At 68.0% G+C, this 20,763-nt stretch carries 16 protein-coding genes; 12 read left to right on the top strand and 4 right to left on the bottom strand.

Features of this window, described 5'->3' with window-relative positions; genetic code table 11:
* Positions 1-377: 377 nt before the first annotated feature.
* Positions 378-626, top strand: a complete 249-nt coding sequence (locus K1J60_RS03530) for a hypothetical protein (protein ID WP_220644865.1) — start codon at positions 378-380, stop codon at positions 624-626.
* Positions 627-729: 103 nt separating this feature from the next.
* Here K1J60_RS03530 and K1J60_RS03525 read toward each other — a convergent pair whose 3' ends face one another.
* Positions 730-2,385, bottom strand: coding sequence for an AMP-binding protein (locus K1J60_RS03525; RefSeq protein WP_220644864.1), 1,656 nt, complete (start codon positions 2,383-2,385; stop codon positions 730-732).
* 110 nt (positions 2,386-2,495) lie between these two features.
* Between K1J60_RS03525 and K1J60_RS03520 the strand changes: the two genes are divergently transcribed.
* Entirely contained in the window at positions 2,496-3,701 is a 1,206-nt protein-coding gene (locus K1J60_RS03520; RefSeq protein ID WP_259408222.1) for an IS256 family transposase, read from the top strand.
* 67 nt (positions 3,702-3,768) lie between these two features.
* Here the strand turns inward: K1J60_RS03520 and K1J60_RS03515 are convergent, their stop codons facing one another.
* Complete coding sequence (locus K1J60_RS03515; protein WP_220651254.1) at positions 3,769-5,277, bottom strand: ISL3 family transposase; 1,509 nt, start codon at positions 5,275-5,277, stop codon at positions 3,769-3,771.
* A 156-nt stretch (positions 5,278-5,433) separates the two neighbouring features.
* Here K1J60_RS03515 and K1J60_RS03510 point away from each other — a divergent pair, with 156 nt between their 5' ends.
* The 7 genes from K1J60_RS03510 to K1J60_RS03480 all read left to right on the top strand — a co-directional run bounded on the left by K1J60_RS03510 (position 5,434) and on the right by K1J60_RS03480 (position 13,816).
* Positions 5,434-6,462: an MFS transporter gene (locus tag K1J60_RS03510; protein ID WP_259408221.1), complete on the top strand. Its 1,029-nt coding sequence runs from the start codon at positions 5,434-5,436 to the stop codon at positions 6,460-6,462.
* Between the two features lie 101 nt (positions 6,463-6,563).
* Positions 6,564-7,172 (top strand): zinc ribbon domain-containing protein, encoded by a 609-nt coding sequence (locus K1J60_RS47045; protein ID WP_398684211.1) that lies wholly within the window; start codon positions 6,564-6,566, stop codon positions 7,170-7,172.
* Positions 7,173-7,277: 105 nt separating this feature from the next.
* The gene (locus K1J60_RS03500) at positions 7,278-8,960 is read left to right on the top strand and encodes a carboxyl transferase domain-containing protein (protein WP_259407535.1); all 1,683 of its coding nucleotides are present in this window, start codon (positions 7,278-7,280) and stop codon (positions 8,958-8,960) included.
* Positions 8,961-8,996: 36 nt separating this feature from the next.
* The gene (locus K1J60_RS03495) at positions 8,997-11,054 is read left to right on the top strand and encodes an acetyl/propionyl/methylcrotonyl-CoA carboxylase subunit alpha (protein WP_220644861.1); all 2,058 of its coding nucleotides are present in this window, start codon (positions 8,997-8,999) and stop codon (positions 11,052-11,054) included.
* A 109-nt stretch (positions 11,055-11,163) separates the two neighbouring features.
* The gene (locus K1J60_RS03490) at positions 11,164-12,339 is read left to right on the top strand and encodes an acyl-CoA dehydrogenase family protein (protein ID WP_220651252.1); all 1,176 of its coding nucleotides are present in this window, start codon (positions 11,164-11,166) and stop codon (positions 12,337-12,339) included.
* Positions 12,339-13,151 carry a CoA transferase subunit A gene (locus tag K1J60_RS03485; protein WP_220644860.1) on the top strand — a complete coding sequence of 271 codons (813 nt, stop codon included), beginning with the start codon at positions 12,339-12,341 and terminating at the stop codon, positions 13,149-13,151. The genes K1J60_RS03490 and K1J60_RS03485 overlap by 1 nt, the downstream gene beginning before the upstream one ends.
* The gene (locus K1J60_RS03480) at positions 13,151-13,816 is read left to right on the top strand and encodes a CoA transferase subunit B (RefSeq protein ID WP_220644859.1); all 666 of its coding nucleotides are present in this window, start codon (positions 13,151-13,153) and stop codon (positions 13,814-13,816) included. Before K1J60_RS03485 ends, K1J60_RS03480 begins: the two co-directional genes overlap by 1 nt.
* A 122-nt stretch (positions 13,817-13,938) precedes the next feature.
* Here K1J60_RS03480 and K1J60_RS03475 read toward each other — a convergent pair whose 3' ends face one another.
* Positions 13,939-14,721, bottom strand: a complete 783-nt coding sequence (locus tag K1J60_RS03475; protein ID WP_220644858.1) for an enoyl-CoA hydratase family protein — start codon at positions 14,719-14,721, stop codon at positions 13,939-13,941.
* A 235-nt stretch (positions 14,722-14,956) separates the two neighbouring features.
* Between K1J60_RS03475 and K1J60_RS03470 the strand changes: the two genes are divergently transcribed.
* On the top strand, positions 14,957-16,129 hold the full coding sequence (locus tag K1J60_RS03470; RefSeq protein WP_220644857.1) for an IS701 family transposase: 1,173 nt from the start codon (positions 14,957-14,959) through the stop codon (positions 16,127-16,129).
* A gap of 659 nt (positions 16,130-16,788) precedes the next feature.
* A complete protein-coding gene (locus K1J60_RS03465; protein WP_220644856.1) occupies positions 16,789-17,358 on the top strand; it encodes a TetR/AcrR family transcriptional regulator in 570 nt (189 codons plus the stop codon).
* Positions 17,359-17,609: 251 nt separating this feature from the next.
* On the opposite strand, the gene K1J60_RS03460 is transcribed toward K1J60_RS03465, so the two are convergent.
* Positions 17,610-17,903 (bottom strand): hypothetical protein, encoded by a 294-nt coding sequence (locus K1J60_RS03460; protein ID WP_220644855.1) that lies wholly within the window; start codon positions 17,901-17,903, stop codon positions 17,610-17,612.
* 449 nt (positions 17,904-18,352) lie between these two features.
* Between K1J60_RS03460 and K1J60_RS03455 the strand changes: the two genes are divergently transcribed.
* Positions 18,353-20,464, top strand: a complete 2,112-nt coding sequence (locus tag K1J60_RS03455; RefSeq protein WP_259407534.1) for an ATP-binding SpoIIE family protein phosphatase — start codon at positions 18,353-18,355, stop codon at positions 20,462-20,464.
* Positions 20,465-20,763: the final 299 nt, after the last annotated feature.

Below are 20,763 nucleotides of genomic sequence, written 5' to 3'. Positions count from 1 at the left end.
ATCCGGCGACCGTTCCGGTGCAGCCGACCTTCACCCACGCAGAATCGCCGCTCTTGTCGTCGCTCTTGTCGCCGTGCTGCCCGCGGTCGGCTGCTCCGGTGGCGCCTCGTCGGGCGGAGGGGCCGCAGCCTGGGGCCTCGGTGAAAAGGTCACTTTCGGCGCACCCCTGTCGCCCCCGAGCCTGATTCCCGCCCTCGGCGATCCTGCGTACGGCTCCTTCTACCAGTTGGCGTACGACCCGCTGGTCGTCATGGGCCGGACGGCAGCTACGGCGCCGGCCTTGGCCGTGAAGTGGGTTACGTCAGAAAGGGGGATCGCGCCTATGAGCTGACTCTGCGCAAGGGAGTCAAGTTGGCACGCCTCTCGACGCGCAGGCCGTGAAGACCTACCTGGACTACGAGAGGAAGCGGAATACCAGTTCGCTGGCCGTATTGCAGGGCCGCGTCACGTCCATCAAGGTCACGGGGCCGCTGACCGTCCGTATCGAGCTGGGTTCCTCCGATCCCAACCTGACCTTCTTCTTCGCGCAGGCGTTCGGTGCCGGGTACATCGGGAGTCCCAAGGCGGTGGCCGCCCCCAAGACGCTGGACCAGGGGACGGCCGGAGCGGGCCCGTACATGCTTTGACGCGAGCCGGACGGTGCAGGGGATCACTACACGTTCGTGCAGAACCCGCACGGATCTCCTCCAGGATGCGCAGAAGGGTGGGGCCACGATCCCGGCGAGTGCGTCAGCCGTGGGTGGTGGGGGTGGCATCGCCGAGACCGAACTGCTGGGCGGCGATCTCGCGCAGTTCCACCTTGCGGATCTTTCCGGTGACGGTCATGGGGAATTCGTCGATGGTGCGTACGTAGCGCGGGATCTTGTAGTGGGCGAGCTTGCCTCGGCAGAACTCGTGGACGGCCTCGGTGGTGAGCGGCTCAGCGCCGTCCTTCATGCGCAGCCAGGCCATCAGCTCTTCGCCGTACTTCGCGTCGGGCACACCGACGACCTGTGCGTCGAGGATGTCGGGATGGGTGTAGAGGAACTCCTCGATCTCGCGGGGGTAGATGTTCTCGCCGCCGCGGATGACCATGTCCTTGATCCGGCCGGTGATACTGACATAGCCCTCGTCGTCCATGACCGCCAGATCTCCGGTGTGCATCCAGTGCTCGGCGTCGATGGCCTCGGCGGTTTTCTCCGGCTGGTCCCAGTAGCCCAGCATGACCGAGTACCCACGCGTGCACAGCTCGCCGGCCTCGTCTCGGGGCACGGTCAGGCCGGTCACCGGGTCCACCACCTTGACCTCCAGGTGCGGTCCCACCCGGCCCACCGTGGAAACACGACGGTCCAGTGAGTCATCCGCCCGGGTTTGGGTCGAAACGGGAGAGGTCTCGGTCATCCCGTAGCAAATGGAGACCTCCTCCATTCCCATCCGCTCGATGACCTGCTTCATCACGTTGATTGGACAGGGCGAACCCGCCATGATGCCGGTTCGCAGACTGGACAGGTCGTAGGAATCGAAGTCCGGATCGGCCAGCTCGGCGATGAACATGGTCGGCACTCCGTACAGCGAGGTGCACCGCTCCGCCGCCACTGCCTCGAGGGTGGCTTTGGGGTCGAACGAAGGCCCGGGGATCACCATCGTCGCGCCGTGGCTGGTACACGCGAGATTGCCCATGACCATGCCGAAGCAGTGGTAGAAGGGCACCGGGATACAGACCCGGTCCTCCTCGGTGTAGTGACACAACTCGCCTACGAAGAATCCGTTGTTCAGGATGTTGTGGTGCGACAGGGTCGCCCCTTTGGGAAAGCCCGTCGTCCCCGACGTGTACTGAATGTTGATTGGGTCGTCTGGGCTCAGGCCCGCACCGATGTCGGTCAGACGCGCCCTGTCTCCGGAGAAGCCGGTCTCGATGAGCTCGCTCCACGAATCCTGGCCGATCAGCAGAACATCCTTCACCGTCGGACAGTTCGGAAGCGCTCGGGCGAGCATCGCGGCGTAGTCGGAGGTCTTGAAGGTCGGCATGGCCACCACCGTGCGGACGCCCGCCTGGTTGAGGACGTACTCCAGCTCGTGAGTGCGGTAGCTGGGGTTGATGTTAACCAGGATGGCGCCGATCTTCGCGGTCGCGTACTGAACGAGCGTCCACTCCGCGCAGTTCGGCGACCAGATGCCCACCCGATCACCCTTGACCACGCCCGACTCCAGCAGTCCGAGCGCGACCGCGTCCACCTCCTCGGCAAGCTCTCGGTAGGTCCATCGCCGCTCCGTCGGGACGTCGACAAGAGCTTCACGTTCGCCGAAGGCAGCCACCATACGGTCGAAATTGCCGCCGATGGTCTCGTCCAGCAATGGCGTCTCAGAGACGGGGAGTGTAAATCTAACGGCGGATCCGACGATCATGGGAGAGACGTCAAGTGGCTGATACCGCCGTTGAGTTGGAGACCGTGGCACCTGTCGAGAGTGCCCAGTCCGGGCCGTCCGTCCCCGTGTCGGATGAGCAGCTGGTCGCGATGCTGGTGGAACGGGCCCGGTCGGAGGGACTGCAGCTGACTGGGCAGGGTGGGCTGCTGCAGCAGCTGACCAAGCGGGTCCTGGAGTCTGCGCTGGAAGGTGAGATCGCCGATCACCTCGGCTATGAGAAGCACGATGCGGCCGGCCGGGGCAGTGGCAACTCCCGAAACGGGGGCCGGGCCAAGACTGTGCTGACCGACGTCGGGCCGGTCGAGGTCAAGGTGCCGCGTGACACTGCGGGCACGTTCGAGCCGCAGATCGTCAGGAAGCGGCAGCGGCGGCTGACCGGGGTCGACGAGATGGTGCTGTCGTTGTCCGCGAAGGGGCTCACGCACGGCGAGATCGCCGCTCACCTGGCCGAGGTCTACGGGGCCGAGGTGTCCAAGCAGACCATCTCCACCATTACCGACAAGGTGATGGAGGGCATGGCCGAGTGGCAGAACCGTCCCCTCGACCGTGTTTACCCGGTTTTGTTCGTGGATGCCATCAACGTCAAGATCAGGGACGGGCAGGTCGCGAACCGTCCGGTCTATGTCGTGATGGCGGTGACGGTGGACGGGACCCGCGACATCCTCGGCATCTGGGCCGGCGACGGCGGAGAGGGCGCCAAGTACTGGCTGCACGTGTTCACCGAGCTGAAGAACCGCGGCCTGGACGACGTGCTGATGCTGGTCTGCGACGGGCTGAAGGGCCTTCCCGAGGCGGTGGAGACCGTCTGGCCTCGCACGATCGTCCAGACGTGTGTGGTTCACCTGCTGCGGAACTCGTTCCGATATGCGGCCCGCCAGGACTGGGACAAGGTCGCCAAGGCTCTCAAGCCCGTCTACACCGCGCCCAGCGAGGACGCGGCGACGGAGCGGTTCCTCGAGTTCCAGGAGACGCGGGGCCGAAAGTATCCGGCGATCGTGAAGCTGTGGTCGGACGCCTGGGCCGAGTTCGTGCCCTTCCTCTCCTTCGACGTCGAGATCCGCAAGGTCATCTGCAGCACGAACGCGATCGAGAGCGTCAACGCCCGCATCCGCAGGGCCGTCCGGGCCCGCGGGCACTTCCCCAACGAGGCCGCCGCCCTCAAGTGCATCTACATGGCGCTGATGAGCCTGGACCCGACCGGCAAGGGCCGCAAGAGGTGGACCATGCGCTGGAAAGCACCCCTGAACGCGTTCCAGATCGCCTTCGAAGGCCGCCTCACCCCGAGCAACAACTGACCATCAACAACCAAGATCAGCCGTTAAATTGGCCCTGTCTCGCTTTCGGTGGTGACGGAGCGTGCTGCTATCCGAGGAGGATGCGGTGGCGAAGAAGGGGGAAGCCTGCTCGTCCGTGCATCTGGCGCGCGATCCGTTTGGTCTTGGTGTTGACGCCCTCGGTGGGGCCGTTGCTGTACGGAAGTGTGAGGGCGGCGTTTACGGCGTCGCGGTCTCGTTCCAGACCTCGGGCGAAGGCATGCAGGTGGGGCAGGTCGGCGCCGCGGACCTGGACGATCCAATGTGAGAGCGCGTCGGCATTGTCGGCGTGGGGTGCAAGGAGCGGGGCGAAGTCCCTGATAGCTGACGCCAGTTGGATCATCTCTGGGCAGGCGGCGGTGAGCTTGGCCAGGCGCTCGTGCTGCTCGGCCTTGAGGTTGTCCGGCCTGGTCAGCAGCATCCGGGCGAGCCGGCGCGGGGAGATATGGCTGCGGTCGGCGTCCGCGCGGCCTTGGTTGATGTACTTGTGCAGGAGGTTCAGGCAGCCCGTGAAGCCCAGGGCTTTGATCTCTTCGAAGAGGTGCAGGACGGGGACGCCAGGGTCCTCGGCCCGGCGTTTTCGCAGGTGCTCACGGTAGGGATCGACCAGGCTGGCACGGTACTTGGGGACGCGGAGCATCCGCTCGGGCCGGTCCGCGCGGGCGTAGCGTTTGACGGTGTTCAGGGCCACTTGCAGGCGGCGGGCGCATTCGAGCAGGCCCACGCCCTGTTCGAGCAGACCATGGACCTGGTGCCAGCGTTCCAGGGTGGTCTGGGCGCGGGGTCCGGCGTAAATAGGTGCGTCCAGTACGGTGGCCCAGCAGGTGCTGTGTGCCTTCACCTCGCCGAGGGCGGCTTCACACAGGTTCTTCCACAAATGCCACCGATCACCGACCTGCGTCGCACGGGGCAGAGCGCGGCGGATGGCCTCGGCGTAGGTCGCCGAGCCGTCACGGCACACGACCTCGATGCCCGGATGTTCGCGCAGCCACGCTTCCAGGGTGTCGGCCGTGCGGTCGGGCAGCACGGCGATCCGCTCGTGGGTCTCGGCGTCGATGATCACGGTGGCATAGCGGTGGCGCCGGCGCAGAGCGAAGTCGTCGACGCCGATCACGCGGGGCGTCCGCGCTGCGGGCAGCGGGATGCGCAGCAGGATACGCAGAGCCGTATGACGCGAGACGCCCGCCGCGAGTGCAGCCAGCAAACGTGCCCCCGCCCGCCCCGCTAACTCCGCGACCACGGCCTTGACCTGCCTGGTCAGACGAGTAGTGCGCCGCTGGTATCGGTCGAGCACTCCGGGCACCTGCTCGCGGAAGGTATGTCGGCAGCCGCGCGTGGGGCACACCAGACGCCGCACCCGCACACGGACCACCACCCGCCTCCCGTCGACCGGCACGTCAGCCACAGTCCGCCAGTGGTAGCCGTGCACCCGCCCCGACGACACCCCGCACACCGGACACGGCGCCATGTCCTGCGGTGTCCGCGCCCGCACCACGATCCGCTCACCCTCGTCGACCACTTCGTCTATGACCAGCGGGCACAGGCCCGAAAACACCATCTGGACAAGCTCGTTGACATCCCTCACGTGACGGTCAACGACGTGTCACAACGCTGCGTCACCACCGAATGTGAGACAGGGCCGTTAAATTGACACACCCCGCCGCCGCCAGCACCAAGCCCGCATCAGCCACTAAAAACGACGCGGACACAGCCCCTGAACTGCCCAGTACTCAGAACAAGCACCGTTGCAGTACTAGTGACCCTCCGGGCGTTGCAAGGGCTCGCGGTCGGTGGCGAGTGGGCAGGTGCGGCGCTGCTCACCGCCGAGTACGCGCCGTCGGGCAAGCGCGGTTTGTACAGCATGTTCCCGCAGCTCGGCCCAGGTGTAGCGCTGGCGATGTCCAGCACCACCTTCCTCATCACCGCATTGGCGATGAGCCCCGAGAGCTTCGCGGCCTGGGGTTGGCGGATCCCGTTCCTGCTCAGCTTCGTGCTGGTCGCAGTCGGCCTGTACATCCGGCTGAACATCGAGGAGACACCGGCCTTCAAGCAGTCCACGGCCCGCCGCGAGCAGGTCAAGCTGCCCTTCGTGGAGGCGCTGCGTGACCAGTGGCGACAGGTGCTGCTGACCGGCGGCATGCTGACCATGACCTTCGGAGTCTTCTACACCAGCAGCGTGTACCTCACCAGTCACGCGGGCCAGGCGCCGGGCGTCGGCGTGCTGGGCCTGTCGCGCCCCACGGTCCTGGTCGGCGGCATCATCGCAGGGCTTGTCTTCTGCGTCGCCGTCATCACTTCGGCCCTGTACTCCGACCGGATCGGCAGGCGGCGGGTCCTGCTGGTCGGCACCGTCGCCTCGATGATTGTGGGGCCCTCGGCGTTCCTCATCATGCAGCCCGGAAGCATGCTGTCGTTCTTCGTCGGAATCAGCCTGCTGATGGTGGTGCTCGGCATCCCCTACGGCCCGGCCGCCGCCTACCTGCCGGAACTCTTCCACACCCGGTACCGCTACACCGGCGCCGGCATGGGCTACAACCTGGGCGGCATCCTCGGGGGTGCGCTCCCGCTGATCGTGGCACCGCCGCTGGCGGCCGAATTCGGCGGTATCGGGGTCGGGTTCTACCTCACGGCGCTCGGGCTGATCAGCACTCTGTGCGTGCTGGCGATGAAGGACACCAAGGACGTGGTCATCGACGGCGGGCCTCCCGCAGTACCGGGAACCGCCGCGGCCGCGACGTCCTGATCGCTGTGGCAGGCGGGCCGCTTCTGCGGTGTGGCCCGCCTGCCCTCGAAACGGACAACGAAGCGAGGAGTCCTGTGAGCGATCAGCAGCTTCCCTACGAGATGACCGAGGTCCCGCTCTGCGGCCAGGTGGCCCGCGAGGTGCTGCATCCGCAGGCTGTCGGATTCCGCCACCGTGCGAGCGTGACCGCTGACCGCACGGCGCTGACGTTCATGTCGGACATCGTGACGTCGATCCCGCTCCCCGTACCCAGGCATCGTGACCTGGCCGTCGAAGCCGCTTGTGTCAGCCCGTCCAAAGGCGGTCCGATCTCCGACTTCGATCATGCGGGCCGTTTTGGCGGGCTCAAAGATGGTGCGCTCCACTTCCAGCGCTGCCGATGGTGCCGGACTCCGGTCTTCCGGCGCGTGTTCTGTCCCGCCTGCGCCTCGGACGACCTGGATCTGGAGCGCAGTGGGGCACTGGCGTCGTCGGCCGTTCCCTGGTCGTGCGCCGGGACGATGTGCCGCACAACTTCTCGTTGGTCGTCATGGCCGAGGGGTTCGTGCTGCGGGGCATTGTCGTCGGGGTGGCGTGTCATGCCGTGCGGCCCGGCGCTTGGGTGCGCGTGGACGTGGATGCCGCCGCCCAATCTCCGCCCTGGGCTGTCATGTTCAGGCCTTGGGGCGGCCCTGACGCCATTTGGTAGCCGCACCCACTGGACGAAGTGAGTTAACGAACGCTAACCTCCAGGGCTGTAAGTTAACGTTAACTAACATCGATCACGCACAGTGCCCCTGGCTCGTCTGCCGAGCGGGCAGCGCAAGGAAGCAGTGATGACGACTCCGGCCACACAGCTCCAGCGGGGCCCGGCCCCCTCACCCTCCGCGACCGGGAAGCACTGGCCGACCGGTCTCAGACTCCCGACCGGCGTCGATCCACTGTCGGAGGACTACCGCCGAAACCGGGACGCGCACGCAGCAGCGGTGGAGGCGCTTCGCCGTCGGTTGTCCGAAGCCGCCGAGGGGGGCGGTGAGCGGGCCAGGGAGAAGCACGTCGCCCGCGGCAAGTTGCTGCCCCGTGACCGGGTGGAGACCCTGCTCGACCCTGGTTCACCGTTCCTGGAGCTGGCGCCGCTGGCGGCGTACGGGATGTACGGCGGCGACGCGCCGGCAGCCGGAGTGGTGGCAGGAATAGGCCGTGTCGCAGGCCGTGAGTGTGTCATCGTCGCCAACGACGCCACGGTCAAGGGCGGCACGTACTACCCGATGACCGTCAAGAAGCATCTGCGCGCGCAGCAGGTGGCGTTGGAGAACCGGCTGCCCTGCATCTACCTCGTGGACTCCGGGGGCGCGTATCTGCCGATGCAGGACGAGGTGTTCCCCGACCGTGAGCACTTCGGGCGGATCTTCTACAACCAGGCGCAGATGTCCGGGGCGGGCATACCGCAGATATCCGCGGTACTGGGCTCCTGCACGGCCGGCGGGGCGTACGTCCCCGCGATGAGCGACGAGACGGTCATCGTGCGGAACCAGGGGACGATCTTCCTGGGAGGTCCGCCCCTGGTGAAGGCCGCCACCGGAGAGGTGGTCACGGCCGAGGAGCTGGGCGGGGGAGAGGTTCATGCCCGCGTCTCCGGCGTCGTCGACCACCTGGCCGAGGACGACGCGCACGCTCTGCGCACGGTCCGGTCCATCGTCGCCACCTTCGGCCCGCGGGCCCCGAGGCCGTGGGATGTCGCACCGGTGGAAGAGCCGGCCGTGGATCCCGCCGGTCTCTACGGCGTCGTCCCGGCGGACAACCGGACCCCCTTCGACATTCGTGAGGTCATCGCCCGGATCACGGACGGGTCGCGTTTCGCCGAGTTCAAGGCCGAGTACGGCCAGACGCTGGTCGCCGGCTTCGCCCGCATCCATGGGCATCCGGTGGGGCTCGTGGCCAACAACGGCATCCTCTTCGCCGAATCAGCGCAGAAGGGCGCCCACTTCATCGAACTGTGCGACCAGCGCGGCATACCCCTGGTCTTCCTGCAGAACATCACCGGCTTCATGGTCGGCCGCGCCTACGAGCACGGCGGCATCGCCAAGCACGGCGCGAAGATGGTCACCGCGGTGGCCACCACCCGCGTACCGAAGCTGACGGTCGTCGTCGGCGGATCGCACGGCGCGGGCAACTACTCGATGTGCGGGCGTGCGTACTCACCCCGGTTCCTGTGGATGTGGCCGGGCGCCAAGATCTCCGTGATGGGCGGTGAGCAGGCCGCGACCGTGCTCGCGACCGTCAAGCGCGACCAGCTGGAGGCGCGCGGCCAGGAGTGGACCGCCGAAGCGGAAGAGCAGTTCAAGCAGCCGATCCGCGAGCAGTACGACGAGCAGGGCAGCGCCTACTACTCCACCGCGCGGTTGTGGGACGACGGGATCATCGACCCCCTCGACACTCGTACCGTGCTGGGGCTGGCCCTGACCGCCTGCGCCAACGCTCCCCTGGTCGAACCGCAGTTCGGCGTCTTCCGCATGTGACCCCTCCTTCCCCCTTCCACTTCGAGGAGCTTCCAGGTGTTCGACACCGTCCTGATCGCCAACCGTGGCGAAATAGCGGTACGGGTCATCCGCACGCTGCCCCGGCTCGGCATCCGCGCGGTCGCCGTCCACAGCACCGCGGACGCCCACGCCCGGCACGTACGCGAGGCCGACACGGCCGTGGCCCTGCGCCCCGGCGGACCGGCCGACGGCTATCTCGACATCGAGCAGATCGTGGAGGCCGCACTTCGCACGGGTGCCCAGGCGATCCACCCCGGCTACGGCTTCCTGTCCGAGAACCAGCTTTTCGCCCGGGCTGTCACCGATGCCGGACTGGCCTTCGTCGGACCACCGGCGACCGCGATCCAGCTGATGGGCGACAAGATCCGTGCCAAGGACACCGTGCGGGCCAACGGCGTGCCGGTGGTGCCCGGCAGCAGCGGCAGCGGACTGACGAATGACCAGCTCGCCGAGGCGGCACGCACGGTCGGCCTGCCGGTGCTGCTCAAGCCGTCGGCGGGCGGTGGCGGCAAGGGCATGCGCCTGGTCCGCGACCCGGCCGTGCTCCACGAGGAGATCGCCGCCGCACGGCGCGAGGCGAGCGGTGCCTTCGGGGACGACACCCTCCTGGTCGAGCGCTGGATAGACCGCCCCCGCCACATCGAGATCCAGGTGCTGGCCGACACCCACGGGAACGTGGTGCACCTCGGCGAGCGCGAGTGCAGCCTCCAGCGCCGCCACCAGAAGATCGTCGAGGAGGCCCCCTCGGTCCTGCTCGACGACGACACCCGGGCGGCGATGGGCGCAGCGGCGGTCGAGGCGGCCCGCTCCTGTGGGTATGTCGGCGCGGGCACGGTGGAGTTCATCGTCTCCGCCGACCGCCCGGACGAGTACTTCTTCATGGAGATGAACACCAGGCTCCAGGTCGAGCACCCGGTGACCGAGATGGTGACCGGCCTGGACCTGGTCGACTGGCAGATACGCATCGCCGCCGGCGAAGCCCTGACGTTCGGCCAGGATCAGGTCGGCTTCGACGGCCACGCCGTCGAGGTGCGCCTGTATGCCGAGGACCCCGCGAAGGGCTTCCTGCCCAGCGGCGGGCGGGTGCTGACCCTGCGCGAACCGGCCGGCGAGGGCATACGCGTCGACTCCGGCCTGGTGGAGGGCTACGAGGTCGGCAGCACATACGACCCCATGCTCGCCAAGGTGATCGCCCACGGTCCGGACCGGGAAACCGCGCTGCGTCGCCTGCGGGCCGCCCTCGACCGGACGCGTGTGCATGGCGTCACGCTCAACACCGGGTTCCTGCGCAGACTGCTGGAGGACAGCGACGTGATCGCCGGCCGGCTGGACACCGGGCTGGTCGAGGCCCGGCTGGACTCCCTCGTCGACGCCCCGATGCCGGACGAGATCGCGCTGGCGGCCGCACTCGCTGTCGAGTCGGCAAGGGAGCCCGCGCAGCGAGACGCGCACGCATGGGTCGACCCGTTCTCCGTGCCGTCGGGCTGGCGGATCGGCGGACCCGCCTGGACCACCCACCGCTTCCTCGACAGCGACAGCGAAGCGTTCGAGATACGCGTCCGTCGCACCCCCTTCGGCCCGGCCCTGTACGAGGTCTCGCGCGGCGGCGGGGAGGCCGAGTCGGCCGACCTGCGCACCGACGGATCCGGCGGTGTGCTGCTGACCTGGAACGGGACCGTTCAGCGACTGGACCACACGCTGGAGACCACCGCGAACGGCGAGGTCGTGCACTGGCTCTCGCGCGGCGCCGACACGTGGCGGCTGCGCACCTTCGATCCGGCCGTCGCGGCCGGGACCGGCTCCGCGGCAGCTGCCGGCGGCGCTCTCACCGCCCCCATGCCGGGCACCGTCACGCTGGTGAAGGCCGCCGTCGGAGACCTCGTCACAGCAGGTCAGACCCTTCTCGTCGTCGAGGCGATGAAGATGGAGCACGCTCTGACCGCCCCCTTCGACGGAGTGGTGGCCGAACTGCGCGCGGCACCCGGCACCACCGTGGCGATGGACGAGACACTCGCCGTCGTCGCGCCCGCATCCGACGCGGCCGACGCGTCCCCGAGCGAGGAAGCAACCTGACGCCCACCGTCACCCCATCCATCCATTGGACGGCCGCAACCCAGCTGTTCGGCCCCCTGTACCGCTTCCGCTTCCGCTTCCGCATTCGCGTGAGATCGAGGACCGCATGTTGAACCACCGGCTCAGTGATGAGCATGAACAACTCCGCCGTACGGTCGCGGAGTTCGCCCGCGATGTGATCGCCCCGGTGATCGGCGACTACTACGAGCGGCACGAATTCCCGTACGACATCGTCCGGGAGATGGGGAAGCTGGGCCTGTTCGGGCTGCCCTTCCCCGAGGAGCACGGAGGCATGGGCGGGGACTACCTCGCGCTCGGCCTGGTTTTGGAGGAGCTTGCCCGGGTCGACTCCTCGGTGGCCATCACTCTCGAGGCCGGTGTCTCGCTCGGCGCCATGCCCATCCACCTCTTCGGCACCCAGGAGCAGAAGGCCGAGTGGCTTCCCCGCCTCTGCTCGGGCGAGATCCTCGGGGCGTTCGGCCTCACCGAGCCCGACGGCGGCTCGGACGCCGGAGCCACCCGGACCACGGCCCGCCTGGACGAGGCCACGAACGAATGGGTGATCAACGGCAGCAAGTGCTTCATCACCAACTCCGGCACCGACATCACCGGGTTGATCACCGTGACCGCGGTCACCGGCACCACGCCGGACGGGCGCAAGGAGATCAGCGCGATCATCGTCCCCGCGGGAACCCCGGGCCTGACCGTGGCCGCGCCGTACTCCAAGGTGGGCTGGAACGCTTCCGACACCCGGGAGCTGGCCTTCACCGACGTCCGCGTCCCGGTGCGGAACCTGCTGGGCGAGCGGGGCCGCGGCTATGCCCAGTTCCTGAGGATTCTCGACGAGGGCCGCATCGCCATCGCCGCCCTCGCCACGGGCCTTGCCCAGGGCTGTGTCGACGAGTCGCTGAAGTACGCCCGCGAACGAAAGGCGTTCGGCCGCCCCATCGGAGCCAACCAGGCCATTCAGTTCAAGCTCGCCGACATGGAGATGCGCGCGCACACCGCCCGACTGGCATGGCGCCACGCCGCCTCGAAGCTGGTCGCCGGCGAGCGCTTCAAGAAGGAAGCCGCGCTCGCCAAGCTCTACAGCTCCGAAACAGCCGTGGACAACGCCCGTGACGCCACCCAGATCCACGGCGGCTACGGCTTCATGAACGAGTACGCCGTCGCCCGCTTCTGGCGCGACGCCAAGATCCTCGAGATCGGTGAGGGCACCAGCGAGATCCAGCGCCTGCTCATCGCCCGCGAACTCGGCCTCGCCGACCTGAACGGAGCACGCTGATGGACAAGGTCGTCACCTCGGCCATGGAGGCGGTCGCGGTCATACCCGACGGGGCCTCACTGGCCGTCGGCGGCTTCGGCCTCTGCGGCATACCCTCCGTACTCATCCAGGCCTTGCACGCGCAGGGCACCACCGACCTGCGCGTCGTGTCGAACAACTGCGGAGTCGACGGGTGGGGCCTGGGGATGCTGCTGGAAACCCGCCGCATCTCCCGTGTCACCGGGTCCTACGTCGGCGAGAACAAGGAGTTCGCTCGCCAGTACCTCTCTGGCGAGATCGAGTTGGAACTGGTGCCTCAGGGCACCCTCGCCGAACGCCTGCGGGCCGGCGGCTGCGGCATACCGGCCTTCTTCACCCCCGCCGGCGTCGGCACCCAGATCGCCGAAGGCGGCCTCCCGTGGCGTTACGACGCACACGGCGGCGTGGCCGTCGCCTCGCCGAAGAAAGAGGTACGCCAGTACCACGGGGCGGAGTACGTGCTGGAGGAGTCGATCACCACCGACTTCGCCCTGGTCCGCGCGGCCCGAGGGGACCGGCACGGCAACCTCGTCTTCGACAAGTCCGCCCGGAACTTCAACCCGCTCGCGGCGATGGCCGGACGGGTGACCATAGCGGAGGTCGAGGAACTGGTCGAGCCCGGCGAACTCGACCCGGACACGATCCATCTGCCAGGCGTGTTCGTGCAGTCGGTGCTCGCCCTGAGCGCCGAGGAAGCCGCCGACAAACGCATCGAGAAGACGACCGTACGCCCGGTCCCCGCGATCACCGAAGGGGTGCCGGGGCAGCGCGAGACGGCAGGAGGGCGAAACTGATGGCTTGGTCCAGGGACGAGATGGCCGCTCGGGCGGCGCGCGAGCTGACCGACGGGTCGTATGTGAACCTCGGCATCGGACTGCCGACGCTGGTGCCCAACCATTTGTCACCCGGCGTGCACGTGGTGCTGCAGTCGGAGAACGGCATCCTGGGCGTCGGCCCGTACCCCACCGCCGATCAGGTCGATCCCGACCTGATCAACGCCGGCAAGGAGACCGTCGCCGTGCTGCCGGGCGCCTCCTTCTTCGACTCCTCCCTGTCCTTCGGGATGATCCGCGGCGGGCACATCGACGCGGCGATCCTCGGTGCCATGCAGGTCTCGGCCGTGGGCGACCTGGCGAACTGGACCATCCCCGGAAAGATGATCAAGGGGATGGGCGGGGCGATGGACCTCGTCCATGGCGCACGGAAAGTGGTCGTGCTCATGGAGCACGTGGCCAAGGACGGCACACCGAAGGTCGTCGAGGAATGCACCCTGCCGCTGACCGGCAAGCGCTGCGTTCAGCGGATCATCACCGACCTGGGCGTCATCGACATCACCGAGCACGGGCTGGTACTCACCGAGACCGCGCCGGGGGTCACGGTGGCGGAGATCCGAAGCAGCACCGACGCCGAGCTGGCGGTGGCCGAGGCGCTCGACGCCGTGGGGGAGAGCGCCGCGTGACCTCGACGCCTGCCGGGCACAGGACGGCGGTGTCGATTCCGCTGCCGGGGAGGCATCGTTCGTGAGTGACGCGGCTGTCCTTTTGCCCCGCGACCCACGGGCAAAGGGACAGCCGGATGTTGTCAGCCGGAGAGCGCCCAGCGCGGCGGCCGGCGTTCACGGAAGGCGCGCATGCCTTCCGCGGCCTCCTCGGACGCGAAGAGGTCGGCGGAGAGCCTGACCATGGCATCACCCTGCTGCTCGAGCACATCACGCAGCCGCGCTGCAGTCAGCTTCTTGGACTCGACCAGACCCTGCCGGGAACACAGCCGCAGAGCGCTGACGATCTCCCGGACGCCGTTCTCCACACCCCCGGCGTCACGCGGAGCCTCGGTCAGCAGGCCCATGCTCACCGCCATCGCGCCGTCGAACGTCTCACCCGTCAGGAAGTAACGTCCGGCTGCCCGTTCGTCGATGCGGGGCAGGACGGTGAGGGAGATGATGGCGGGCGCCAGACCGAGACGGACCTCGGAGAAGGAGAAGGTCGTGTCGGCGGGCGCAACCGCCATGTCGGCGGCCGCGACGATGCCCAGCCCACCGGCCCGGGCATTGCCCTTCAGGTGCGCTATGACAGGGACCGGGGTCTCCACGATCCGCCGCAGCAATCCCAGCAACGTCTCGGCGCCCTGCTGCATACCGCCCTGCGCGGCTTCTTTGAGGTCCGCGCCCGCACAGAACGTCGGCCCGGTGTGGGAGAGGACGATCGCGCGAACGGTTTCGTCGGCCGCGGCCCGGGTCAGGCCGTCGTGCACCTGTCCCACCAGCGCGGCGGACAGAGCGTTGCGATTGCCCGGCGAGTCGAGGGTGAGGGTGGCGATGCCGTCTTCGATGTGGACTCGCACCACGTCGTCGGTGTGCTCTGCCATTGCAGCTCCTTCATGACGGGAACGGAGCGCGCCGAACGGAACCGGTGATACCTGGTTGAGCCCGCAGTCCCTGTACTACAGCCGGAGATCTTGTGACGGAGCCTGTGTGGCGTCGTTGACCGGGCATGATGCTGGGTGTGACGGCTGAGCAGATAGCCGGGTGGGATGCTGAATTGAATTGTCCGCGTTGACTGGTTCGTTGGGGTACTTGTTCAACCGGCCGGAGCCTCGGGTGGTGTTCGCGCAGTTCATCGAGGGGCTGCTGGCGGAGCTGCCGAAGAAGAACGGCTGGACACTGTCGGAGCGTGCCGGGCATGTGACCGCGGACCGGATGCAGTGGCTGCTCAACGGGTCGGTGTGGGACGCCGACCGGCTGCGTGACGCGGTCCGCGATTACGTCATCACGCACCTGGGCGGCCAGGACGCCTCACTCGTCATCGATGACACCCAGGCTCAGAAGAAGGGCACCAAGTCGGTCGGGGTGGCCTTCCAACACTGTGGGCTGACCGGCGATGTCCGCATCTGCCAGACCATGGTGATGCTCACCTACGCCACCGCCGCCGGGCACGCCTTCATCGACCGCCGCTTGTATCTGCCCGAGGAATGGACGGACGACCGCGACCGGTGCCGCCAGGCGGGGGTGCCCGACGAGATCACCTTTGCCACCAAGCCCGAACTGGCCATCACGATGCTGGAGCAGGCCCGCGCGGCCCAGGTGCCGTTCTCCTGGGTGCTGGCCGACGCCGGCTACGGCCGTGACCCGCAGCTTCGGGCCTGGTGCCACGGGCGGCAGGTGCCGTACGTGTTCGGCGTCCCGGTCGACCTCCCGATCGACGGCCCGCCGGGCAAGCCGCGCCAGCCGGCCGTGAAGCGCGCCGATGACCTGCTCCACTACGCGAAAACCCGTGACCAGTGGGAACGCCGCTCCTGCGGCGACGGCGCCAAGGGCGAGCGCCTCTACGACTGGACGGCCTTCGCCGTGCAGGTCAAAGACGAGAACCCGGCCGACGGCTTCACGCACTGGCTGGTACTGCGCCGGTCCCTGCACCCCAACCGACGCGGCAAGGACGGACAACTCCACCGGGAAATCGCCTGCTTCCTCGTCCACGCCCCCGCCGCCACCACGGTCTCGCAGGTCATCGCCAGAGCCGGCGGCCGCTGGCAGATCGAGGAGGACAACGAGATCAACAAGCAGCTCGCCGGCCTGGCCCAGTACCAGGTCCGCAAGTGGACCCCCTGGCACCGTCACGCCACCGCCTGCATGCTGGCCACCGCGTTCCTCAGCATCCAACGCGCCGCCATCCCCGAACCCGGCCAGACCCCCGAATCCGAGCCGGACGCCGACCCGGAGCAGGCCCCCGATCAGGGAAAAGCTCCGAGCATCGACGAGAGCGAGGCCGCTGGCTGATCCCCAGCTCGCTCCTGCGGCCCTCGGTCCACACCATCCGGCACTGCCTGGCCGCCACCCACCTCAACCCGCGCCACCCCGTGGAGACCGTCCTGACCTGCGAGTTATGGCGTCGGCTCCACCAGACCCGAGCCATGGTCAGCCACTACCGACGCCGCGGAGACCCGCTCCCGGACCCCCTCCGACCCTGGGCCCACCACCGGCCGATCCCACCCATCACCGACCCTCAAGATCTCCGGCTGTAGTACAAGCACCTTCCACAAACCGGCGTCACAATGTGGCCCGAATTCCCGAGGCTGTTGGTCACGCTGGCCATGGCCGGCTCCGCCGGCCTCATGGGGATGGACACCCCTGCCCCAGATCACCGCCGGTACCTGCTCGATCCTCTACAACGGCACCGAAGGAAACGCGGGCCTGGCCGGGGCTGCGTGCACGTGGCCGTCGGTCTCATCATGGCCGCACTCTTCGGGGTGACGGGCTACCACGGCCGCAAAGGGGCACAAGGCGTGCCGGCCCAGACGAAGCCCGAGAAGACCGCAGAGCGGCAGAGCGGAGCCGTACTCCCCCTCCGCTCGACCGCGGCAGCGCGAAGGTCGCCCCGAAAAAGCGACGTAAACCGATCGGTTTTCATTTCGTCGCGAGCGAGTTAACCTCGCGGTATGACCACCGAAGTGAAACTGAGCCCCAGGGAGCGGCTGCTGGAGGCGGCGGCCGCGCTCACCTACCGAGACGGTGTCGTCATCGGCGTCGACACGCTGTGCAAGGCGGCGGGCGTGTCGAAGCGCTCCATGTACCAGCTGTTCGAGAGCAAGGACGAACTGCTCGCGGCGAGCCTGGAGGAGCGCTCCGCCGCATTCGTGGCGACCCTTCTGCCCGCGGCGGACGACAGCCGCTCACCCCGCGAGCGGATCCTGCACGTCTTCGATCAGTTGGAGGAGCAGGCGGGTACACCCAACTTCCTAGGCTGTCGATACCTGGCTGCTCAGATCGAGCTGAAGGACCAGAACCACCCCGCGAGCCGGGTCGCGCACCGGGTCAAGGCGAACCTGACGGCCTTCTTCCGTGCCGAGGCCGAGCGGGGCGGGGCGAGCGATCCCGACCTACTGGCCCGGCAGCTGATCCTGGTCTTCGACGGCGCCAGTGCCCGCGCAGGCATTGGAGCCGACAGACTGACCGGGCTCATCACGCCCACGGTGGCCACCCTGCTCGACACGGCGGGCATGCACTGACGCGCCCCGTCTTCGCCAGGAGTCTCTGCAGACGGTGGGTGCTGCGGTCGCTGCCTTACAGCTTCACCCAGGCCATGACCCTGAGCCTCGCGACGACCTCCGCACCGCACCGGCCGTTGTGCACACGCCGAACCCTCCCCCGCCGCCACCGTCCCGTCGATCCAGACGACGACAACCGTCACTCCGGACGCCGGAGGCAGACACGACAGCCGCCGGGACCATCGCTGCCCCGATTTCGCCTCAACGGCGGATCAAGCCCGGCTCACCCATCCTTCGGTGCTGTCCTCGTTCGGCTGTGCCACATAGCCGGCCTGCGTGAGAATCTCCGTCAGGGCCTGCCTCAGAGCAGCACGGATGCCCTCATATTCCGCATCCTGACGGTTGACAGGATCTAGTTCACTGGAGGGCACCCAGCTCACCACCACAAAGTCCCCTTCCTGGCGGATTCGCAGCCCCGTCCCCTCCCCTGACTGGGCCGACGCGATGTCGAAGCCAGCACGCGCCAGTGTTTGGCACACATCGGTGAACAGTGTCTCATCGGTCACGCCCCGAGCCTATTGCCCTGATGATCACCGGCGGGCACCATCTGGCAAGCCAGCGTCGCCCCCTGCGTTCCCTCTGCTGTTACTGGTGCTTGCCCGGCTCGTATTTGGGCACTACGCCACCTGTTCATCGACCGGGTTCCCGGACCCATGGGCCGGTGACGTTCCACGACCCGTACCTGCGGCAATACCTGGTCACGCTCAGCGAGGGCCCCGTCGCTCGGGCGTGATGCGGAGCGGGCCGAACCAGGCTGGAAGCCAGGACGCCGGTGGTCAGCTGCCTGTCGGCCGCCGCTTCGTCAAAACGATCGGGCCCTTGAGTCCCGCACCTCCAAGGGATGCCCGCCCATATCACTTACCCGTACACTTGGATTGTGGGAACCGACACCCATTCCTTCCTTCGCGATCTCGCCCGAGGGCTCGAGCCGCAAGCGGACCAGCTCGTCGATGCGATGGTAGAACGCTTCCGCCGCGAGCTTCCCGAGGTGTGGAAGTACGAGGACGTCGCCGCTCTGATACCCACGACCGTGTCCCAACACGTCACCGCCGTTCTGGAAATTCTTCAGCACGGCAATGATCTGACCGAGGTCACGACGCCACCCGCCGGCATTGAGCTCGCTCGCCGACTCGCCAAGCACGGGGTGCAGATAAGTGAGCTCCTACGGTCCTACCGGTTCGTCCACGCCGGTCTGATCCGGCTGTTCTCTGAGGAGATGGCCCGCCTCACCAAGTCCCCGGAGCTGATCCACGCGGCGACGATCACACTGAGCACGATGGGTTTCGAGTACGTCGATCGCACCGCGGAAGGGGCCGCGGCGGCGTACCAGACGGAACGCGACCGCTGGCTGCAGCGGCGTCTGATCATGGTCAATGAGGCGAGCGTGCGGATCGGGACCACCCTGGACACCACGCGCACCGCCCAGGAACTGGCTGAGGTAGGTACCGACCAGTTCGCTGATCTCGTCACCGTTGACCTGCTCGACTCCGCACTCCGGGAAGAGGACACGGGGCCGACACCCGTTCCGTCGGTAGTCCGTCGCGTCGCCCAGCAGTCAGTGCTGGACGATTGGGCGGACTCAGCAGACGGTACGGGGGAGACGCACACCTACCCCGAGGGGTCGGAGCCGGCTCGCGCGCTGGCCACCGGACAGCCCCTGCGGCACCGCATCACGGCCTCCGACATTCCCACCTGGCTGGCGGTGTCTGCGGACCACAGACGTACGCTGCGAACCCTCGGTATCCACTCGGCGCTCCTGGTTCCACTGTGGGCCCGCGGAACCCCCCTGGGCCTCGCACAGTTCCTCCGCCACCGGACCGCGGACCCCTTCGACGACGAAGACCTGCTCCTGGCCCAGGAGATCGCCTCCAGAGCAGCCGTCTACATCGACAACGCCCGTCGCTACGCCCACGAGCGTTCCACCGCGCTCACCCTCCAGCGCAGCTTGCTCCAGCACCGGATGCCCGAACAGTCCGCCGTCGATACAGCATCCCGTTACCTGCCCAGCGGATCCCGCGCGGGCGTGGGCGGCGACTGGTACGACGTGATTCCGCTCTCCGGAGCACGTGTCGCCCTCGTCGTGGGGGACGTGGTCGGCCGCGGCCTCCACGCCTCCGCCACCATGGGCCGACTGCGCACGGCTGTCCGTGCTTTCGCGGACATCGACCTGCCACCCGACGAACTGCTCACCCACCTCGATGACGTGGTCATCCGCCTGCAGCGTGAGGAGGAACGGGGGGCGGACGGGATCAGCGCCACCTGCCTGTACGCGGTGTACGACCCGGTCTACCGTCTGTGCTCCCTGGCCAGCGCCGGACATGTTCCCCCAGCCGTCGTCACTCCCCCAGTCTCCGGCAGCGGCGGCCCGGCCTCGCGTGCGGTCGACCTCCCGAAGATACCGATCGGTGTACCTCTCGGCCTGGGCGGGTTCCCCTTCGAAACAGCCCAGTTCGAACTGCCGGAAGGCAGTCTCCTGGCCCTGTACACCGACGGACTCGTCGAAAGCCGCACGCGCGACGTGGACATCGCCCAGACACTGCTACGCGATGTGCTTGCCCAAGCGTCGGCGTCACTGGAGGAGACCTGCGACAAACTCCTGTCGGCGCTGCTGCCCAGCCGCCCCGCTGACGACATCGCTCTCCTCTTGGCGCGAACCCGAGCGCTCGACGCCGACCGCGTCGCCACGTGGGACCTTGCCACCGACCCAGCGGTCGTCTCCGGGGCCCGCGCCCAGGCATCCGACCAACTGGCCGCCTGGGGGCTGGAAGACATGGCCTTCACCACGGAACTCATGGTCAGCGAGCTGGTGACGAACGCCATCCGCTACGGCAAAGCCCCCATCCAGCTGCGCATGATCCTCCAGTCCACTCTGACGTGCGAAGTCTCCGACGCCAGCAGCACCGCCCCGCACCTGCGCCGTGCCCGGGTGTCCGACGAGGGCGGCCGCGGCCTGCTCCTGGTCGCCCAGCTCGCCCAGCACTGGGGCACGCGGCACAACCGCGAAGGAAAAGTCATCTGGGCCGAACAGCTCCTCCCGGGCAGCGGGAGCCCCGAACCGGTCCTGTGATGGCCGCTTGACACCCAGCGAGGCTATATCACGTCAGGGAAAGCCGGGAGGCGGAAGCCGTCCGGGCGGCCCCGGCTTCGACCGGCTTCACTGGCCCGCTCGACCTCGCGCTGGGCCTCCTCGACCGTGGCAAGGGCTTATGCGAACGGTCGGCATCGCGGTCACGGCCGCGGCGAATCGTCCCCTCGGAACCACGGATCGCACTGGGCGATCTCGCCGGGCGGGTAGACGTGCGCGAGACCGGGTCGGCGGGCGGACAGACGGGCCGTAGCCCGCGCACCCGCTCCCTGAGCACGGTC

The sequence above is a fragment of the Streptomyces akebiae genome (assembly GCF_019599145.1).
Lineage (GTDB): Bacteria > Actinomycetota > Actinomycetes > Streptomycetales > Streptomycetaceae > Streptomyces > Streptomyces akebiae.
The sequence above is the reverse complement of the archived record's forward strand: the minus strand, read 5'-3'. Positions and strand labels throughout refer to the sequence as shown.